At 73.4% G+C, this 19,160-nt stretch carries 15 protein-coding genes; 4 read left to right on the forward strand and 11 right to left on the reverse strand.

Going from position 1 to position 19,160, the window contains the following annotated elements; all coding sequences use genetic code 11:
* Positions 1-103 precede the first annotated feature (103 nt).
* The 7 genes from fxsT to OG385_RS07950 form a co-directional block, all read right to left on the reverse strand.
* A complete protein-coding gene (gene fxsT, locus OG385_RS07920; protein ID WP_266853144.1) occupies positions 104-3,070 on the reverse strand; it encodes an FxSxx-COOH system tetratricopeptide repeat protein in 2,967 nt (988 codons plus the stop codon).
* Between the two features lie 96 nt (positions 3,071-3,166).
* The gene (locus tag OG385_RS07925; protein WP_266853146.1) at positions 3,167-4,348 is read right to left on the reverse strand and encodes an FxsB family cyclophane-forming radical SAM/SPASM peptide maturase; all 1,182 of its coding nucleotides are present in this window, start codon (positions 4,346-4,348) and stop codon (positions 3,167-3,169) included.
* The gene (locus OG385_RS07930; protein WP_266853148.1) at positions 4,345-4,500 is read right to left on the reverse strand and encodes a hypothetical protein; all 156 of its coding nucleotides are present in this window, start codon (positions 4,498-4,500) and stop codon (positions 4,345-4,347) included. Before OG385_RS07930 ends, OG385_RS07925 begins: the two co-directional genes overlap by 4 nt.
* Entirely contained in the window at positions 4,497-7,898 is a 3,402-nt protein-coding gene (locus OG385_RS07935) for an SAV_2336 N-terminal domain-related protein (RefSeq protein ID WP_266853150.1), read from the reverse strand. The genes OG385_RS07930 and OG385_RS07935 overlap by 4 nt, the downstream gene beginning before the upstream one ends.
* Positions 7,899-7,902: 4 nt before the next feature.
* On the reverse strand, positions 7,903-8,967 hold the full coding sequence (locus OG385_RS07940) for a MoxR family ATPase (RefSeq protein WP_266853152.1): 1,065 nt from the start codon (positions 8,965-8,967) through the stop codon (positions 7,903-7,905).
* 132 nt (positions 8,968-9,099) lie between these two features.
* Positions 9,100-11,091 carry a trypsin-like peptidase domain-containing protein gene (locus OG385_RS07945; RefSeq protein ID WP_266853154.1) on the reverse strand — a complete coding sequence of 664 codons (1,992 nt, stop codon included), beginning with the start codon at positions 11,089-11,091 and terminating at the stop codon, positions 9,100-9,102.
* Entirely contained in the window at positions 11,084-11,494 is a 411-nt protein-coding gene (locus OG385_RS07950; RefSeq protein WP_266853156.1) for a CU044_2847 family protein, read from the reverse strand. The genes OG385_RS07945 and OG385_RS07950 overlap by 8 nt, the downstream gene beginning before the upstream one ends.
* Positions 11,495-11,733: 239 nt before the next feature.
* Between OG385_RS07950 and OG385_RS07955 the strand changes: the two genes are divergently transcribed.
* The gene (locus OG385_RS07955; protein WP_164267593.1) at positions 11,734-11,919 is read left to right on the forward strand and encodes a DUF6104 family protein; all 186 of its coding nucleotides are present in this window, start codon (positions 11,734-11,736) and stop codon (positions 11,917-11,919) included.
* Positions 11,920-11,958: 39 nt separating this feature from the next.
* Here OG385_RS07955 and OG385_RS07960 read toward each other — a convergent pair whose 3' ends face one another.
* A complete protein-coding gene (locus OG385_RS07960) occupies positions 11,959-12,765 on the reverse strand; it encodes a hypothetical protein (protein WP_266853159.1) in 807 nt (268 codons plus the stop codon).
* 124 nt (positions 12,766-12,889) lie between these two features.
* On the opposite strand from OG385_RS07960, the gene OG385_RS07965 reads away from it, so the two are divergent.
* On the forward strand, positions 12,890-13,741 hold the full coding sequence (locus OG385_RS07965) for a DUF4097 family beta strand repeat-containing protein (protein ID WP_266853161.1): 852 nt from the start codon (positions 12,890-12,892) through the stop codon (positions 13,739-13,741).
* 1 nt (position 13,742) lies between these two features.
* Positions 13,743-14,981 carry a PadR family transcriptional regulator gene (locus tag OG385_RS07970; protein ID WP_266853162.1) on the forward strand — a complete coding sequence of 413 codons (1,239 nt, stop codon included), beginning with the start codon at positions 13,743-13,745 and terminating at the stop codon, positions 14,979-14,981.
* A gap of 73 nt (positions 14,982-15,054) precedes the next feature.
* Here the strand turns inward: OG385_RS07970 and OG385_RS07975 are convergent, their stop codons facing one another.
* From OG385_RS07975 to OG385_RS07985, 3 genes are all read right to left on the reverse strand, one after another.
* Positions 15,055-15,204, reverse strand: a complete 150-nt coding sequence (locus tag OG385_RS07975) for a hypothetical protein (RefSeq protein WP_266853164.1) — start codon at positions 15,202-15,204, stop codon at positions 15,055-15,057.
* A 146-nt stretch (positions 15,205-15,350) separates the two neighbouring features.
* Positions 15,351-16,319 (reverse strand): zinc-binding dehydrogenase, encoded by a 969-nt coding sequence (locus tag OG385_RS07980; RefSeq protein WP_266853166.1) that lies wholly within the window; start codon positions 16,317-16,319, stop codon positions 15,351-15,353.
* A 111-nt stretch (positions 16,320-16,430) separates the two neighbouring features.
* Positions 16,431-17,645 carry an NADP-dependent malic enzyme gene (locus tag OG385_RS07985; protein ID WP_266853167.1) on the reverse strand — a complete coding sequence of 405 codons (1,215 nt, stop codon included), beginning with the start codon at positions 17,643-17,645 and terminating at the stop codon, positions 16,431-16,433.
* A 558-nt stretch (positions 17,646-18,203) separates the two neighbouring features.
* Here OG385_RS07985 and OG385_RS07990 point away from each other — a divergent pair.
* On the forward strand, positions 18,204-19,154 hold the full coding sequence (locus OG385_RS07990) for an ABC transporter substrate-binding protein (protein ID WP_266853169.1): 951 nt from the start codon (positions 18,204-18,206) through the stop codon (positions 19,152-19,154).
* The last annotated feature ends 6 nt before the right edge of the window (positions 19,155-19,160 follow it).

Consider the following 19,160-nt stretch of genomic DNA (forward strand, 5'->3'; position numbering starts at 1 on the left):
ACCGGCAGGTTCATCCCTGGGGCCCGTACGCATCGTGTGATGCGTACGGGCCCCACGGCGTACCGCGGCCGGCTCACGACCGGACCGCGGCCGGCCCCGTGGCTCAGACGAACTGCGGCTCGAAGTCCCAGTACCGCACCGCGCCGTCCCTGATGCTCCGGGTGTGCTGGTGGTCGTCCCCGAGCAGTTCGGTGATCCGTGCCAGCGCCTCCGCGTGCAGCCGCCCGGCGAGCGCCGTATCGCCGGCCGCCCGCAGGTCACGGGCGAGCGCGGTCTGGGCGGTGGTGGTCAGCGGGTGCCCGGGGCCGAGCGACCGCACGGACCGGTCCAGCAGGTCGTGTCCCAGCCGTACGGCGCCTTCGGCGTCTCCCGCCCGCTGCCGTGCCGTCGCGGTGTTGAAGGCGCAGCCCAGCGTCCACGGGTGGTCCGCGCCCACCGCGTCCGTCATCTGCTCCAGGGTCTGTTCGGCGAGTTCCAGGGCGCCGTCGTGGTCGCCCGCGTCGCCCTGCAGCAGTGCCAGGTTGGCCCGGGTGCCCACCGCGTACGGGTGCAGCTCGCCGAGTTGCAGCGCGTACAGCGAGGCCGTCTCGTCCGCGAGGTCGTAGGCCTCACGGAACTCGCCCGCCTCGCGCAGCAGCATCGCGAAGTCGGCGCCCGCCCGCAGGGTGTCGGGGTGGCGGCGGCCGCGCCGGGCGACCCGGCGTTTGCGGACGCTGAGCAGCAGCGCTCTGGCCTGGAGGAGCTTCCCGTCGCGGCGCAGGCACAGGGCGAGGTTGTGGTCGGCGTTCAGGGTCTGTCCGTGGTTGCGGTCCAGCTCCTGGCCGTGCAGCCGCGAGTTGTGCTGCTGGATCTCCAGGGCCTCCCGGTAGCGCCCGAGCAGCCGCAGCATGGTCGCGGTGCGCAGCGCCGAGTGCAGGGTGAGCGGATTGCGCCCGCCGAGCAGGGCGACCCGCGCGGTCAGGATGTCCCGGTGCAGGTCCAGCGACGCCTGGTACTTCCCCTGGAGGCCCATCGCCTCGGCCAGGTTGTTCCGTATGGACAGGGTGCGCGGCACCTCGGCGTCGCCCAGCGAGGTGACGGCCTCCCGGTCCGCCTGCTCGAAGAGCGTCCTGGCCTCGTCGTAGCGGCCGAGCGCCAGCAGGGTGCCGCCGAGCCCGTCCCTGGCCCTGATCACTTCGATGGGTTCGGCTCCGGGGCTGCTCAGCAGCCGTTCGAGCACCTCACGTCCGACCGCCTCGGCCTCGGCGTAACGGCCCAGCCTGCGCTCCATGTTGGCGCGCTGGTGGACGGCGACCAGGACGGATGTGCTGGTGGCGCCGGACACCCGCTCCCAGTGCTCGACGGCCGCCCGGCTGAGCCGCCCGCCCTCCTCGTACTCGCCGCGCATCCGCAGGTACTCGATGCAGTTGAGCACCAGCCTGCGCACGTCCTCGTCGGCCGACTCCAGGGCGCCCGCGATCTCCAGATGCGGAATCAGCTCGGCGTAGCGTGACCAGTTGCGGGACGACGCCGGGTCCCTCGGGTCGGCGGTGACGAGCACCTTGAGCGCGGCCTCGGTCAGCTCCGCGCGCTCACCGGGTGTCTGGGCGTGCCGTACGAAGGAGTGGAAGATCCGGTGCATCCGCAGGGCGGCGACGGTGACGGAGCCGCCCATCCGCGGGACGGGGTCGTACTCCAGCCGCATGGAGGTCACTTCGGAGAGCCGGCGCAGGGCGGAGTTCCAGCTGCTCGGTTCCGGGACGACCCGGTCCAGGGGTTTGGGGAGGTCGGTGGCGCGCGCCGACTGGAGCAGCCGCAGCGGCAGCATCCCCGGGGAGAAGCGGGCGAGCAGATTGAGCAGTTTCCAGGCGCCCGGGTCCTGTTCGCGCAGGCTGCCGAGGGTCCTGGCCCAGGCGATCTGGAAGGACACCGGGTAGTCCTGGGAGGCCAGCACCCCGAAGCGGTCGGGGTTGCTCTCCGTCAGCTCCCTGATGTACTCGGGGATGTCGACGGTGGGGTTGATGTCGAGCCAGGCCGCCGTCTGGTCGAGCAACAGCGGCAGGTCCTCGACTGCTTCGGCGAGCAGCCCGGCCTCGTACGGGGAGAGCCGCTGGGAGCGGCGGCCCGCGAAGGCCACGGACTCCTCCCGCTCGAAGTGCCCCACCTGGAACAGCTCGGCCAGGGCCGACCACTCCTGGTGGTTGGTGGTGACCAGGACGTCGCCCGCCCCTTCGGGCAGCAGGGCGGCCAGCTTCTCGGGGTCTCCGGCGCCGTCGAGGACGATCAGCCAGCTGTCGCCGGTGGCGCGCAGCTTTCCGGCGGCCGCGGCTATGGACTGGTCGAGCTTGCTGCCGACTCCCGCGCCGAGGGCTTCGGCGAGGGTGCCGAACTGCTCACGGGCGGTGCCGGTGGTGGTTGCGTCCAGCCACCAGACGATGTCGTACTCGCCCTTGAAGCGGTGGACGTACTCCAGCGCGATCTGGGTCTTGCCGATCCCGCCCGGCCCGCACAGCGCGAGTACCGCACCCTCGCCGCGGCCGGCGGCGAAGGTGTCGTGGATGTGGTCGAGCAGGGTTCCGCGGCCGGTGAACCTGCGGTTGCGGCGCGGTACGTTCTGGATGTCCGGCGGGTCGTCGGGGAACCGCGGGACGCGGTCCAGGGTGACCGGGCGGACCGCGCCGTCCGGTGCGCCGGCGACTTCGAGCACCCGCCTGCGGGCCGCGTCGGCGCTCAGGCCGCGCAGCGCGACCGGCCCCAGGGCGATGATGGCCTCGGGCAGCGGGCGGGTGGTGACGCTGACTCCGGCGATCCGTTCGGGGTGGTCGGCGAGCATCTGGCGCAGCGCGTCGGCCCACGCCGTGCGGAGGCCGTCGTCGAACCGCTCGAACCAGTCGTCGATGACGAGCAGGACCCGCCCGGGTGCGGTCAGCATTCCGGTGAGGGCGTCGGCGGTCGGCGAGCTCCGGGCCGGGTTCCAGCGGACCAGGGCGGTGGCGGTCCCCACCTCCGTGAGCTGCCGGGCCATCCAGTGGGCCCAGGGCTCGCTCTGCCCGGCGAAGACCACCGTGACATGGGGAGTCGACTCCGCCATCGTCACTCCCTCAACCAGTTGCGTCACTGTCGTGCACCTACCACTCAAGTGTGAACAGAAGTCGCCATGTTGACGGCCAGTCGGCGCCACGATACGTCACGTGACGAAAGCGCTCAGCCGGTGGGCGATATACCGGATGAGGTACTCCAAATCGGCGCAGTAGACGCTGGGGTGCCGGAAGCCGGCCCCGGCCGCGTAACGGTGGACGTAGTTGCCACCGCCGCACACCCGGAGCACCGGGCAGCGCAGGCAGACTCCGGGGAGCGCCTTCTCACCGAGCTGTCTGGCGGCGATCCCGGGGTGCGCGAGCGCGGTGTCGAAGGGGTCGCTGAAGACGTCGAGGCCGGTCGAAGGGGCTCCCTCGTAGGCGGACTTGAGCGCGTCGACCTGCTCGATGGCGCCGTCGGTGTCCACGACGACGACGGCCAGCGGGGCCAGCCCCACCGCCTCGGCCGCGGCCGGTTCGCCGAACAGCAGCGCGACGAGGGTGTGGAAGAGCCGGATGCGCGGCTGGCCGGGACCGCCGTCCCACCAGCGGTCGAAGACGGTGGCGAGCCAGTGGCCGTACGGGGTGGGGCGCGGCCGGTGCCGGCCCGGTTCCCCCGGCTCGGTCCCCGGTGGCGGCACGGACCAGTTGCCGTGCGGCAGCAGCAGGTCGAGCCCCGGCGGGCGCAGCGCGCGCAGGCTGTCGTACACCTCGACCGGGTCGGCCGCGAGGTCGATGGTGCAGAGGATCCCGGCGTACGTGCCGGGGTGCCGGCACGCGGCGAGCAGCCGGGCGGCCCGGTGGGCGGCGGGCCAGGAGGGCCGGCCCGCGTGGTCCCTGCGGCGGGAGTTGAGCGCCGCGGTGCCGCCGTCGAGGGAGAGCCCGACGCGGATCCGGGCGGCGGCGAGCGCGTCGAGCGTACGGGCGGTCAGCAGGGTCCCGTTGGTCTGCACGGTCGCGGTGACCTCGCACCCCGCGGGCACCGCGTCCCGTACGGCGCGGGCGTACTCGATCACCGGGCCCGGCCCGGACAGCAGCGGTTCGCCGCCGTGCAGTTCGATCCGGATACGCGGGAGCCGGTGCGCGGTGACGTGCTCGGCGATCCGCGCCGCGGTCCTGCGGACGGTCTCGCCGGTGGCGCGGCGCGGGCGCTCCCGCCAGCTGCTGTCCTGGCCGCGGTAGACGTAGCAGTAGGAGCAGCCGAGGTTGCAGCGGCTGTGCACCTTCAGGACGAACTGCCGGAACGGCACGGGGTGTTGAGCGACGGGCCGGTCGCGGACCGCGGGGGTCATGGCGCGTCCTCGTAGTAGGCGATGAGCGGTTCGTGCGGATCGCGCTGCCGGGTCTCGGCGAGTACGGCGGCGAGCACCGGGTGGCCGGTGTCCCACGGCGGGGTCAGCCGGGGCAGCGGGTCGCCGGGCAGTGCTTCGGTGTCGTGGGTCAACGGCCGGCCGCCCCGTCCGTCAGCCGGGCGACGGCGTCCCGGACACCGGCCGCGGCACTGTCCCCCGCGGGTCCGGCGGACTCCAGCAGCGCCAGGGCCGCCCGGTACTCGCGGAGGGCTTCCGGCGGACCCGCGAGCTCCTCCAGCACAGCGGCGCGCGCCGCCCGCGCCGCACCGGCCCGCCCATCGTCGTCCACGTCGGTGGCGCGCAGATAGTGCTCGGCGGCCTGCTGGAGCCGGTCGGGGGTGCCGGTGTGCCGGGCGAGCAGCACCGCGATGTCGCCCCGGGCCTGCCAGGCGCGCGAGGCCGCGTACGGGTCGGGGGCCCCGCGCGCGGCGGCTCCTTGGGCCCAGTCGGCCTCGTAGAGGTCGGTGAGCCCGCCGGTGGCCCGGTAGCGCGCCAGATACAGCGCCCCGAGCAGCGCCCGGCGCGCGGCCAGTTCGCGGTCCGACTCGGCCGTCTCGTCGACGGCCTCGCGCAGCCGGCGTACGGCGGCGTCGAGATCGCCGGGCGCGCCGTCCCGCGCCGCACGGTGTCCCAGCGCCCGGCCCAGCCGGGTGAGGAGCCTGGCCGGCCGGTCCGGGGTCCCGGTGGCGAGGGCGGCGGCCCAGTGCTCGATGGCACCGTCCAGATGTATGCCGGGCCGGGGGGCCGGCCCCTGGCCGTGTCCGGGGGCGCCCCCGTGGGCGCTGTCCGGGCGGGCGCTCTCCCCCCGGCTGCCCTCCGGGCGGGCGCTCTCCGGATGAACGCTGTCCGGATGGGCGCTGTCCGGATGAACGCTGTCCGGGCGGGCGCTCTCCAAAGGGACACTGTCCGGGCGGCCGGCCGCCGGATGGACACTGTCCGGGCGGACGGCCGCCGGGAGAGCGGGAGCGGCGGGGTCGATGTGCCCCTGCCAGTGCACGTCCCCCATGCGCAGGTGGCAGTGGTGGCGTACGGCGTCGTCATCGGCGGCCGCCAGGGCCGCGGCGAGCGCGTCCAGCACCTCCCACCGCCACGACGCGTCGCCGCCCTCCAGGTGGGCCAGCTCCAGCGCACTGGCGATCTTCAGCCAGATGTCGGCCCGTTCGGCGCCCCCGGTGGCCTCGGCGGCGGCGGGGCGCAGCGCCCGGAGCGCACGCAGGGCGTAGTGCCGTACGACGTCGTCACTCACCACGTGGCGGGCCAGGTCCAGTTCCAGGGTGCCGTGCAGCACCCGCGCCCCGACCCCGTCCGCCGTGTCCGCCAGCCGCTCGGCGAGCGCCGCCGCCGCGTACAGGGGCGTGGTGTCCACCGCCGGCCCGCCCGCCCTGGACAGCCGCCGCAGCACCTCGATGTGGAGTGCGGCGGCCGCCGGCCACTCCTGCGACGGCCGTACGGCCTCCGTCACCCCGCGGAGCCGGTCGGACGCCGCGGACAGCAGCTCGGCCGCGGTGTCCGCGTCATCGAGAGGGGCGTCGCCGGGGTACGGGCCGCGGACCTCGCGCAGTACCTTCCCGGCCAGCTCCTGGCCGAGTTGCCCTTCATCGGCCGCCACCGCCATGGCGTGCAGCACCTCGGCGGCCGCGAACCCGTCGGAGGACTTCGCGGATTCCCAGGCCTCCGCCAGGTCCTCGTCCAGCGCACGCAGCCGCCAGCGCAGCAGCAGCGCCCGGGACAGCTCCGCCCGGCGGGCCGGCACCGACTCACGTCGCCGCTCCCCTGCCGCGGCCAGGCGCAGCAGCCCGATCGCGCTGTCGAGGTCCCGTACGCCGCCGAACCGCTCGTACCGCTGGATGAACTCGTCCGCCTGCGCGGTGAGTTCGCCCGGGGTGCCGGGGCCGGGCGGCGCGACGGGAGGCCCGCCGCGGCGTCTGATGGTGTCCGCCGCGACCTCGGCGAAGACGCGCAGCCCGGCGGGCATCGCACCGCCGCCCGCCGGGACGGGCAGCCGCTCGCCGAGCGCGACGGCGGCCATGGCGGGGAAGTTGCGCGCGCTGCGGCCGAAGCGCCGCTGGACATAGCTCGAACTGTGCCGCAGCACGAGCCGCTCGTCCCCCCGGTCGAGCCGGGCGGCGAGCAACACCTTCACCCCGTCGAGGAATTCGTAGTACGGACCGTCGGAGGGGCCGATGTCGGGCCGCTCGGCGCGCCGTACGATGCCGCCGAGCAGCACCTCGGCCAGCGCCTCGGGGCCGGTGCCCGCCAGCATCGTGTGCTGGACGAGCCGCATCACCGGCAGCACCAGCGGCACCGCCGTCAGATACTCGGCAAGCCGCTGCGCGGTGGGGGACGCGGTCCGCCGGAACGCGCCGACCCGCTCCTGCCCGGTGAGCGCGGCCTCGGCCCGTACCGGTGCGCGGGAGGGCGGTTGGTCACGGCGCACCCAGGCGGCCGCGGTGGACACCGACTGGCCGGTGCCGCCGGAGACCAGCCCGGCCCAGCCCTCCACGGAGGTGCGCCGCAGCGCGAGCACCGGGACCGGTCTGCCGTCGCGCGGGTCGGAGCCGTGCGGCGCTGCGCTGAACTCCAGCCGCCCCAGGGGGCCTTCGTGCCGCCGCAGCACCCCTCCGTACGCGGGCAGATGGGTCCGCCGCCACAGCCGCTGCGGCAGCGGCTGGACGACTGCGACCGGGGTGGTGGCCGACCAGTGGTACAGCAGCCGCTGCAGGACACCGGACCGCCACATGGGTCCTGAGCAGTCCGAGAGCAGCAGGATGATCCGGCGGCCGGTGGGGTCGCCGAGCTGGGCTGCGCGGCGCAGCGGTCCCGCCGGGACGCGTCCGGCCGCGTATCCGGCGCCCGATTCGCCGTCCGGGTGCAGATAGCGCAGCTGGACGTCCTGGAAGACTCCGGCGCCGGCGCAGATGCCGGCCAGCTCCTCCAGCGCGCTCTCCCAGGCGACCGTCGACGTGGAGACGTCCATGAGGAGCAGCAGCCGCGCCTTCTGCCGGCGCGCCGCGCGCAGTACCGGAATGACCAGTCCGGTGTCGGCCGCCCGGCCGGCGGTGGCCTCCTCGTCGAGCCTGCGGCCCGGCGGCACGGCCGGTGACCGGTAGCGGCTCAGCGGCCGTAACGCGCGCTGGAGCGCGTGCGGATCGGCGAGCGCGGGCGCCGCGGGCACCAGGACCGGCGAAGCCTCCACGGCGGCGGGCGCGCCTTCCGGGTCCGGCGCGGTCAGCAGGGCGGCGGGCGCGCCGGGCGTGTCCCCGGGTGGCTCGACGGGGCGGGTGGGGGCGGCCGGTGGAGCGGCGGGGGTCTCCTGCGGGAGACCGGCCGGAAGGCCGGGCCCGGCGGGGGCGGGGGCTCCGGTGCGGGCGGCCAGCCACAGCGCGTCCGCGAGTTCCCGCGCGTCGACATCGCGGCCTGACTCCCGCAGCCGGGCGACCAGGGTGGTCAGTGCCACACCCCGGCCGCTCTCGTCCCGCCCGTCGCCCACCGGGTCACCTGGGCCCGTTGTCGAGGGGCCGCATCAGGAGATCGGCGACGGCCTCCTGGTCGGCGGGGTGGCGGCCCGCGGTGTGCTGGACGAGGTAGATCGCGTTCAGCAGCTGGTCGGTCGGGCGCACTCCGCCGTCCGCCTCGGTACGGACGAACCGGTCGACGAGGCCTATGTACTCGTCGTAGGACCCGGCGCCGAAGTGCGCCTGGACCATGGCGGCGAGCCGTTCGTCCCGGGGCGCCGCCAGGTCGAGGTGGATGCACCGGCGCAGCAGGGGGGCGGGGAAGTCCCGCTCGCGGTTGCTGGTCATGACGACCACCGGGAAGGCCCGGCAGCGCACCCGGCCGCCGGTGACGGGGGCGCGCAGCCCGTCGTCGGTGAGGACCTGGACGGTCTGCTGCCCCGGCCGGTCGGCGACCCGCTCCAGTTCGGGCAGGGTGAACTCGCCCTCCTCCAGCACGTTCAGCAGGTCGTTGGGGAGGTCGATGTCGCTCTTGTCCAGCTCGTCTATGAGCAGCACCCGGGGCCGCTCGGCGGCGAGCAGCGCGGTGCCGAGCGGGCCCAGCCGCAGATAGCGCCCGATGTCCCCGGCCGGGTGCGGTCCGCCGGCCGGTCCGCACCCGCCGTTCCCGCCGTTCCCGCCGTTCCCGCCGTCCTCCAGCCGGGCGAGCTGGGCGTCCTGGAGGCGGCCGATGGCGTCGTAGGAGTAGAGGCCGTCGCGGAGTTCGCTGCGGCTGACGACCGGCCACTGGAGGACGCGGCCGAGGCCGAGTTCGAAGGCGAGGTCGTGGGCGAGCGTGCTCTTGCCCGAGCCCGGCTCTCCGGTGATCAGCAGCGGGCGGCGCAGATACAGCGCGGCGTTGATGAGCCGCAGCGCCTCGCTGCCGGGCACCGCGAGGGGGACGGCCCGGGTACCCAGCCGCCGCGTGGTCGCGGAGTCGGCTTCCGGCACCCGGTAGTCGATGGGCGGGGCGCCGAAGTCACGCCAGGGCGGTGGCGCGGGCCTGCGGTCGATACGCTCCGGATCGGGGTCGCCGGTGCCGCGGTAGATGAACCATTCGCTCATCGCTGGTTCGCTCCTCATCGGCGCCGGGCGTTCCGGGATACGTACCCGTCCGGCGCATCGTCAAAGTCGTTTTCAGGCCATTGCCGTGGACCGGCCCGCGGGGTACCGGTCACGGGGAGTACGGGGGCCCGGTCACGGCGAGTCCAGGGTGTGTTCGTCGTCGGTGGGCAGGGGCCGCCCCGGGTCGTCGTACAGCAGCATCAGCGGTTCCGGCCAGTGGGTCTCGGGGCGCCGGCGGTCGATGTCCTCCCGCAGATGGCGCAGCCGGTCCGGGAGTTCCGCCGTTCCGCCGGCCGCGTCGAACAACTTCTGTACCCGCGCCCGCAGTTCGTCGCAGTCCTCTCCGCAACTGTGCCCGGCACCACGGCCGATGTGCCACAGCGCGATGCCGTGGCCGGCCCGCAGCGTCAGTTCCATGGCGGCGGCTCCGGCGCCCCGGCCCGCGGGGCGGCACAGCACGGGGACGGCGCCGGGCGGAAGCGACTCGTAGTACGCGGGCCGCTGGGCGGTGCCCGGTTCCGGGATCCGTGCCACGGTCAGCCGCTGGGCCCCGGCCGCGGCCTGCCAGCGGCTGTCCCGCCCGGCTTCGTCGTGCCACTGGCCGCGGCGCCCGAGATCGCGCACCACCAGACGTCGCTGCGCCCCCAGGTGGGTGAGCCCGTCCATCGGCGGGGCGTCCTGGAGCTGCCAGCGGTGGACGGGGGTGTCGAACCGGCCGAGCGGCAGGGCGATCTCCACCGGCACCGGACGGTCCCCGTCGGGGTCCTCGGCGTGCAGCACCTCATGGAGCCTGCGCCGCAGCGTCTGGTGGTTGTGCCAGACCGCGTCGCCGCCCTGCGTACGAGGGGCCGGCCCCTCGTACGCGCCGATCTGCTCGCTGCCCCCTTCTCCGCTGAAGAGGTGGATCGTCCACTCGAAGAGCGCGGGGTCGTCGTGCAGCGGATCCATCACGACCGTGACCACCGGCCCCTCCTTGGGGCCCGGGTACGGCAGGACGATGCGTTCCGGACGTACGGGGTCGGGGAGCAGCGCGGAGGGCAGCCCGATCCCGGTGACCAGCTCGTGCAGGAGCGGGTCCGTCACCTGCTCCAGTCTGCGGTCGATCCAGTCGGAGAGCGGGCCCGTCGCGCCGCCGCGCGCGCCGACGTACTGGGCGGCCAGCCGGAGGTAGCTGAGCTGGACGAGCGGGCCGAGCGGCTGCTCGCCGTCGTACAGCAGGCCGTGACCGTCCCGCCAGCCGCGCAGTACGGCCCTGGTCGGAGGCAGCAGATCGCGGGCGGCCTTGCGCGCGAGAGCCGCGACGGGCGCTCCGGTGGCGGGGCCGGGCAGTTCGGCGAGGAGCGCCAGCGCATCGCGCCGGTCGCGCGGCGTCCAGTCGCCGCCTCCGCCGGGCCCTGCGGAGGCCGCCACCGGTTGTCTGGCGGTCCAGGTGTGGTGTCCCTTCCGTGCGGCGTGCCAGCGGTCGTGTGCGGCCATCACCTCCCGGTAGCGGTCGCCGAATCCGCGCAGCGCCCCGGCCGCGACGGCGAGGCCGCCCTCCTTGTCCTTCCTGCGGGACTTGATGATGCCGACGACCTCGCCGGTGAGCGGGTCGAGGAGCGGGCCGCCGGACACGCCCTTGGGGTATTCGGCGCCGGGCTCGATCAGCAGTCCGTGGTCTCCGCTGAGCACGTTGATACCGGCCCTTGCCGTGAAGGACACCGGGCCGCCCCCGGGCGCCGCCTGGGGTTCGGGGCGGTAGCCGTGCACGACGACCGTGTGCATCGGCCGTACGTCACGGTCGGTGAACCAGACGCACTCGTGTTCCGCCTCCGGGTCCAGCAGCCGGACGAGGGCGAGGTCCCGCTCCGGCGGGATCGCGGCCCCCTCCTTCTCGGCCAGCTGCCAGGCCACCACCTCGGCGGGGACGGGGATCCCGTCGTTGAAGTCGTCGCCGCGTACCGCGAGGTGCCCGCCGGGCCCGGCGGGCAGATGCGGGCGCAGCACATGGGCGCAGGTCAGCACCCAGCCGGGGGCGATGAAGAAGCCGCTGCCCCAGAAGTCAGCGGCGGCCCCGCCGGCGGGCAGCAGGTGGACGGTCGCGGCAGCCGTGAGGGAGTTGACGACGGGGTCGGGCTCATTCATCGGCGGGCTGGGGCACGGCGGGCGGAGGCGTGGCGGGCGGAGGCGCGAGGGGCGCGGCCGCGGCGGGCTGCTGCGCGGCGTTCTCGGCGAGTTTCCAGGTGAGGGACACCTGGAGGGCCGTCTTCGCCTCGGCCCCCGCCAGGACGGAGATGACCTTCCCCTCCTTGACGCTGAACTCAAGGCCGAAGGTGACGGTGGCCTCGTCGGGACAGGCGGCGCGCGCCGCGTCCAGCACGGAGCCTCCGACGCCGGCGATCACCCGCCGCAGATCGTCCACCCGGTTCTGCAGCACCTCCGCGACGCCGACGTCCTCGTATCCGTCGCCGTGCGCGCCGGATGTGGTCAGCCGGGCGTGCACAACCGCACCTCCCGGCAGGACGATTTCCTGTACCTCGGCCGCCATGACTCCCCCGTATCGCTCAAGTCACCTCACGTACAGGTTACTTGGACCATGACGAGGGTACTGGCCCGGCCGGTTGCGGAGGAGGCCGGAACCCGCCACTCAACGTCCGGTCCTGCGCCGCGCTCAAGACCGACCGGCAATTGGGGGGCGGGTGAAGGAGCGGGGCTGGGGCACGCACCTCGCAATTACCGGTCGGTCTAATCTGAAAGGGAACATCCGGAACGCATCAGGAGCGACACGTGTACTTCACCGACCGCGGCATCGAGGAACTGGAGAAGCGGCGGGGCGAGGAGGAGGTCACCTTCGAGTGGCTCGCCGAGCAGCTGCGTACCTTCGTCGACCTGAACCCGGACTTCGAGGTTCCGGTCGAGCGCCTGGCGACCTGGCTGGCCCGGCTGGACGACGAGGACGAGGACGACGACTGACGCGTAGGGGCGGTAGGAACGCGGGAGCCGGGCGCCGGCTCAGGCGCCCGCCCGCATCCGGTCGTACGCGAGGCCCAGCACCCCGTGCGCCATCAGCAGGGCGGCCGCCACCGTCCAGCCTCCCCTGCGGCGGCTGAAGCCCCAGAGCGCGAGCGGGACACCGGCGGCCAGCTGCGCCGCGCCGAGTGCGCGGGCCCGCGGGCCGCGCAGCCAGGGGCCGAGCGTGCCGTCCTCGAAGGCGGCGAGTTCCGCCCGCACGGCCTCCCGCAGGCCCGTCGGGTCGATCCGCCCGGTGGCGGGGTGGACTCTGGCCACCTCGCGCAGCCGGTCGGCGGGGTCACCGGGGGTGAGGCCGGTGGGCAGGGCGAGTCCGGTCCGGGCGAGGACAGCGGTGAGTCCGGTCAGCCGGGAGCGTGAGTCGGCGAGCGGGTCCGGGAGGGTGAGCTCGGTCAGCGCCTGGAGGTCCAGTACGGGATCGAGCCGCAGCCGTGCGCCGAACGTGCGCATCGCCCCGTCCTCACCGACCGGCGTGCCGTCCGCGCGCCACACATAGCCGACCGGCCGCCGGAAGCCGGAGGCCAGCGTGAGACCCGACCGGTCGTGGTCCCACCAGAGGGCGAGCACCGGCCAGTCCGACGCGACCGCGAGCGTGGTGACCCAGCCGCCGGCCACCCGGTCGACCGGCTCCTCCGTGTGCAGCCAGGGCTTCGCATCGGGGACGAGCACACTCCACCGCTCCCCCGCCGGTGCGAGAAGCAGCTGCTCCCCCAGCACCCGGGCCGCGATCCGTACGGCGGCCGGGTCGGCCCGGCAGAGCAGCAAGGCGCCTGTGGCGTTCTCTGACATGGCCCCACGCTAGGACAGATCCACGCATTCCACCCGCGCGCTTGACTTCACCCATCCGCGATATATCGTGTTCTTCAGAAGACGCGATATGTTGCGTTGTAGCCGACCGGTGGAGGTCAGTTCCATGTCCGAGAGGTCAGTGTCGGAGCCACAGAAACTCTCCTTCGACGAACCCGTGACGGCGCTGAACGTGCGCATCGTCAATGGCACGGTCAATGTCGTGGGCACCGACGACGCCGTACTGAACGAGCAGGGCGGCGCCCGGCTGGAGATCTCCGGGATCGACGGGCCGCCGCTGGTCGTGACGCTGGAGAACGGCACGCTGACCGTGGCCTACGAGGACCTGCCCTGGAAGGGTTTCCTGAAGTGGCTGGACCGCAGGGGCTGGCACCGCAACGCCGTCGTCTCGGTAGCGGTGCCCGCGTCGGCACGGGTCGAGGTCGGCGTGGTCGGCGCGGGCGCGGTGGTCTCCGGGATCCGGGGGCGTACGGAGGTGCGCGGGGTCTCCGGTGACACCACCCTGGTCGGCCTCTCCGGCACCGTTCTCGCCGGGACCGTGTCGGGGAACGTCGAGGCCCAGGCCGTCAGCGGCGATCTGCGCTTCCACTCGGTCTCCGGGGACCTCACCGTGATCGACGGGACCGGCTCGTCCGTACGGGGAGAATCGGTCAGCGGCGACATGGTCGTCGACCTCGACGCGACCGGCGGGCCGACCGACATCGCGCTCACCACCGTCTCCGGCGAGGTCGCCATCCGGCTGGCCCAGCTGACGGACGCCGAGGTCAGCGCGAACACCACGAGCGGCGCCGTGTCGAACGCCTTCGAGGATCTGCGGGTCAGCGGTCAGTGGGGTGCCAAGAAGATCACCGGTACCCTCGGCGCGGGCACCGGCAGCCTCCGGGCGACCACCGTGAGCGGGGCCATCGCCCTGCTGCGCAGGCCCGCACAGGACGACATCGCCGAGAAGGTGCTCTGACATGGCCCCCGTTTTCGCACACGGCCGACTGCGGCTCTACCTCCTCAAGCTTCTGGACGAGGCGCCGCGCCACGGCTACGAGGTGATCAGGCTTCTGGAGGAGCGCTTCCAGGGGCTGTACGCACCGAGCGCGGGCACCGTGTATCCGCGCCTGGCCAAGCTGGAGGCGGAGGGACTGGTCACCCACGCTTCGGAGGGCGGCCGGAAGGTGTACTCGATCACCGAGGCCGGCCGCGCCGAACTGGCGGGCCGCAGCGGTGAACTGGCCGACCTGGAGATGGAGATCCGCGAGTCGGTCTCCGAACTCGCCGCGGAGATCCGGGCCGACGTCAGCGGCTCGGCGAACGACCTGCGGCGCGAGATCCGCCAGGCGGCGAAGGAGGCACGCAGGACGTCGGCCGGCGCGGCGGACGGCGGACGGACGGCCGACGCGGGTCCGGACAGCGGTTCGGGTTCGGGTTCGGGTTCCGGCTCGGCTTCCGGCTCGGGGAAGCCGTTCCCCGGATTCCCGGACGCCTCCGACTTCTTCGACGGGAGCTGGACCGACAAGGAGGGCTGGCGCCAGGCCAAGGAGGACTTCAAGCGCGCCAAGCAGGAGTGGAAGGAGCAGGCGCGCCGGGCGAAGGACGAGTCCCGCCGCGCCCGCGAGGACGCCCAGCAGGCGCGCCGCCAGGCCAGGGAGGCCCAGGACTACGCGCGCGAGCAGATGCAGCGGGTCGCCGAGCAGGTCCAGGACCACTTCGCACGTGGTGACTGGCCCGCCGGGGTGCGCGAGGGTCTCGCCGAATTCACCCGGGAACTGGGCCGTTTCGGACGGGCCGCGGAGCCGGGGGCGGGAAGCCGTACGGACACGGATTCCGGCACGCGCACGACGGCCGGCACAGAACCCGGTTCCGGCACGGATCACGATTCCGGCACAGCTCCCGGTTCCGGTACGAGTTCGGGTACGGGCACAGCCCCCGGTTCCGGTACGGAGACGACCGCCGGCACGGACACCACGGCCCCCGTCGACCTGGGCAAGGGGGACGGCCGCCCGGCGCCCGAGCCGGAGTGGGCACACGAGGAGCCTTCCGGCAATCCGGCCCGCGACCTGGACCGGCTGCTCGACCGCTTCCGCGACGACATCCGGGACGCGGCACGCGATCACGGAGTCACGGACAGCCAGCTCCGGGACGCCAGGCGGCATCTGTCGGCTGCGGCAGCCCACATCGGCGCCGCACTGCGCGACCCCGGGGCGTAACGGCCCCGGGACGAGAGGCCCCAGGCCCGCGCCCGCTCCCCCGGCAACCGCCGGAGGGGCGGGCGCGCTCCCGTCACACGGCGCCCGGCAAACCGTCGCCCCGCCGCCCGCTCCCCCTCAGTACGCGCTCCACGCCCTCGTACGACACCCCGCACGCCGCCATCGCGTCCGCGGCCACCCCGCCCCGCTCGTACCAGCCGGACGAGCCGCCGCTCCAGCTCACGACCGGGCATCTGCGGCGGCTGCGGCAGGCACTGGCGGAGGGAACGGACGACCCGCAGGGCGAGTTCATCGTGGTCACCCGCTCCTGACCGTCAGGAGCGGGTAGGACCCAACCCGGCGCCGGTCCGGAGCGGGGCCGGGCCGCAGTCAGGAGCCGGCGGTCAGCACGATCTTGCCGAAGAGTTCGCCCGACGCCATCTTCTCGAAGCCCTCGCGGGCCCGGTCGAGCGGCAGTACCTCGTCGATGACCGGCCGCACCCCGGTGGCCGCGCAGAACGAGAGCAGATCCTCCAGCTCGTCCTTGGACCCCATGGTCGAGCCGACGACCTTCAGCTCCAGGAAGAAGATCCGGGTGAGCTCGGCCGACACCGGGTCGGAGCCGCTGGTGGCACCCGAGATCACCAGAGTGCCGCCCGGCTTGAGCGACTTGACGGAGTGTGACCAGGTGGCGGCCCCCACCGTCTCGATGACGGCGTCCACCCGCTGAGGCAGCCGCGCACCCGGCTCGAAGGCGTCCACCGCGCCGAGTTCGACGGCCCGTCGGCGCTTGGCCTCGTCCCGGCTGGTGGCGTAGACCCGCAGGCCCGCCGCCTTCCCGAGCACGATGGCGGCCGTCGCCACACCGCCGCCCGCCCCCTGGACGAGTACGGAGTCACCGGGCCGCACACCGGCGTTGGTGAAGAGCATCCGGTACGCCGTGAGCCAGGCGGTCGGCAGACAGGCGGCCTCCTCGAAGCTCAGCTCCTTCGGCTTGCGGAGCACGTTCCACTCGGGGACGGTGACCCGCTCGGCGAACGTGCCCTGGTACTTCTCCGTCAGGATGGACCGCCCCTCCTTCGGGCCGACCCCGTACCCGGTCTGCCCGATGACGGAGTGCAGGACGACCTCGTTGCCGTCCTGGTCGGTCCCGGCGGCGTCGCAGCCGAGGATCATCGGCAGCTTGTCGGCGGCGAGCCCCACGCCGCGGAGCGACCAGAGATCGTGGTGGTTGAGGGAGGCGGCTCTGACGTCGACCGTCGTCCAGCCGGGCCGGGCCTCGGGGGCCGGACGCTCCCCCAGTTCAAGGCCGTTGAGAGGGTGGTCGCGGTCGATGCGGGCTGCGTAGGCGGCGAACATGCCCCGACCATAGGCGTGGCCGGTTCCGTACGGAACCGGCCACAGGTGTGACGCTGCCTGCACTGGCCGGGGCGGAGGGGCCTCGCCGGCCCCTCACTCCCCGGGGAGGCCTCAGCGCCGGGCCACACCCTCCGCGCGGGCCGCGGCGGCCACGGCCGCGGTGACCGCCGGAGCGACCCGCTCGTCGAACGGCGACGGGATCACACAGTCCGGGCTCAGCTCATCGGCCACCACGGCCGCCAGCGCCTCGGCCGCGGCGAGCTTCATGCCCTCCGTGACCCGCGAGGCCCGCACCTGGAGCGCCCCGGCGAAGATCCCCGGGAACGCCAGCACGTTGTTGATCTGGTTCGGGAAGTCGCTGCGCCCGGTGGCGACGACCGCCGCGTACTTGGCGGCGACCGTGGGGTGGATCTCCGGGTTCGGGTTGGCCATCGCGAAGATGAACGAGCCCTCGGCCATCGAGGCGACCGCGGGCTCGGGGACCGTACCGCCCGAAACCCCGATGAAGACGTCCGCACCGGACATCGCGGTCTCCAGCGAACCGGTCAGGCCCGCCTTGTTGGTGAAGCCCGCGACCTCCCGCTTGATCTCGGTCAGGTCCTCGCGGTCCGCCGAGACGATGCCCTTGCGGTCGCACACCGCAACATCGCCGATTCCGGCCTCGATGAGGATCTTCGCGATGGCGACACCCGCCGCGCCCGCACCCGAGATGACCGCGCGCAGCTGCCCCAGCGAGCGTCCGGTGAGGGTGGCCGCGTTCCGCAGGGCCGCCAGGGTGACGACGGCGGTGCCGTGCTGGTCGTCGTGGAAGACCGGGATGTCGAGCTGCTCCTGGAGCCTGCGCTCGATCTCGAAGCAGCGCGGTGCGGAGATGTCCTCCAGGTTCACGCCGCCGAAGGACGGGGCCAGCCGCACGACGGTCTCGATGATCTCGTCCGTGTCGGTGGTCGCCAGCGCGATCGGAACGGCGTCGACGCCGCCGAACTGCTTGAAGAGGATCGCTTTGCCCTCCATCACCGGAAGGGACGCCTCCGGGCCGATGTCACCCAGCCCCAGCACTGCCGTACCGTCCGTCACGACGGCCACGACCTGCGACTTCCAGGTGTAGTCGTGGACAAGCTCCGGCTTCTCGGCGATGGCGCTGCACACCTTGGCGACGCCGGGCGTGTACGCGAGGGACAGGTCGTCCCGGTCGCGCACCGGCACCGTGGCCTGGACGGCCATCTTGCCACCGCGGTGCAGCGCGAACACCGGGTCGAAGGTGTCCTCGTCCTGCGAGGTCGTGCTGAAACTTTCGCTGCGAGGATTGACGATCTCCGCTGCCATTGGTTGTTACCCCTTAAGTCTTCATCAGTTGAGGGTGGCCACTCCTGGTTGAGGAGGGGTGGGCGGGCACCGCGTATGTGCCCCGCCCGGCCGGTTGGCCCGGCGGGCGGGGGGAGGTACATACGCGCGGGCGCGCCGCACACGCGCCCTGAGCCCCGGATGAGGGGTGTAACCGTCTGTTCTACCGGATGGACCGCACATCGGACGAGTCCATATCGAGTCCGCACCGACACGGTGAGATGGCTCATAGCGGGATATCCGGGCAGGTGAGCCCGGTACCGCGATTCGAGTCCATCCTTCGAGACGCGCCCCGGAACGGCGCGGGGCGGACCGGAGATCCTCCGGCGGAAGGTGCGTTTGCCAGCAGATGGTCCGGTCGTGCCGTACCGGCCAAGTGGAGAACGGGGGTGACCCGTTACCCGATTTTGACATGCCCAGCCGCCTGTTTGGACCAGTCCGGCTGGCAAGATGCCGTCATCCACACATGGTCGTGGCACCGGAACACCGTGTGCCGCGGCGCCAGCATTCAGCTGTCCGATCCGCCGGAGGACCACCACCATGACCGCACGCTCCACGCGCCGCACGGCCGCAATGAAGTCCCGGACAGCCGCGGTCGGCGCGATCGCGGTCGCCGGCGCACTGCTGCTGACCGGCTGCGGCGACCAGACCAAGAACGGGCCCAAGAGCGACGGCACGGGTTCGGGCTCCGCACCGCTCGCGCATCTGCTGCCGCAGGCCGTCCGGTCCCAGGGCACCATCAAGGTCGGCTCCGACATCGCGTACGCGCCCGTCGAGTTCAAGGACAGCTCGGGCAAGGTCGCCGGGATCGACCCCGACCTGGGCGCGGCGCTCGGCAAGGAGCTCGGGGTGACGTTCCAGTTCGAGAACGGCACGTTCGACACCCTGGTCACCGGCCTGCGGGCCAAGCGCTACGACATCGCGATGTCCGCGATGACGGACACCAAGGACCGGCAGAACGGTGTGGAGAACGGCAAGAAGGTCGGCACCGGCGTCGACTTCGTCGACTACTACTCCGCCGGTGTGTCGATCTACACGCGGAAGGGCAAGGACGAGGGCATCAAGAACTGGGCCGACCTCTGCGGCAAGACGATCGTCATGGAGCGCGGCACGGTCTCCAACGACCTCGCCAAGGCCCAGGCGAAGAAGTGTCCGGCCGGCAAGAAGCTGACCATCCAGGCCTTCGACGACGACCAGCAGGCCCAGACCCGGCTGCGCTCGGGCGGCGCCGACGCCGGTTCCGCCGACTCCCCCATCGCCGCGTATGCGGTGAAGACCTCGGGCGGCGGCAAGGACTTCCAGATCGTCGGCCCGACGGTCCAGGCCGCCCCGTACGGCATCGCGGTCGCCAAGGGGAACGACCAGCTCACCAAGGCCCTCCAGCAGGCGTTGGACGCCATCATCAAGAACGGCACGTACGACAAGATCCTGGCCAAGTGGGGCGCCGAGCAGGGCGCGGTCACCGCGGCCAAGGTCAACGGCGGATCCTGACCGGAC

This window comes from Streptomyces sp. NBC_01306, from assembly GCF_026340465.1.
Lineage (GTDB): Bacteria > Actinomycetota > Actinomycetes > Streptomycetales > Streptomycetaceae > Streptomyces.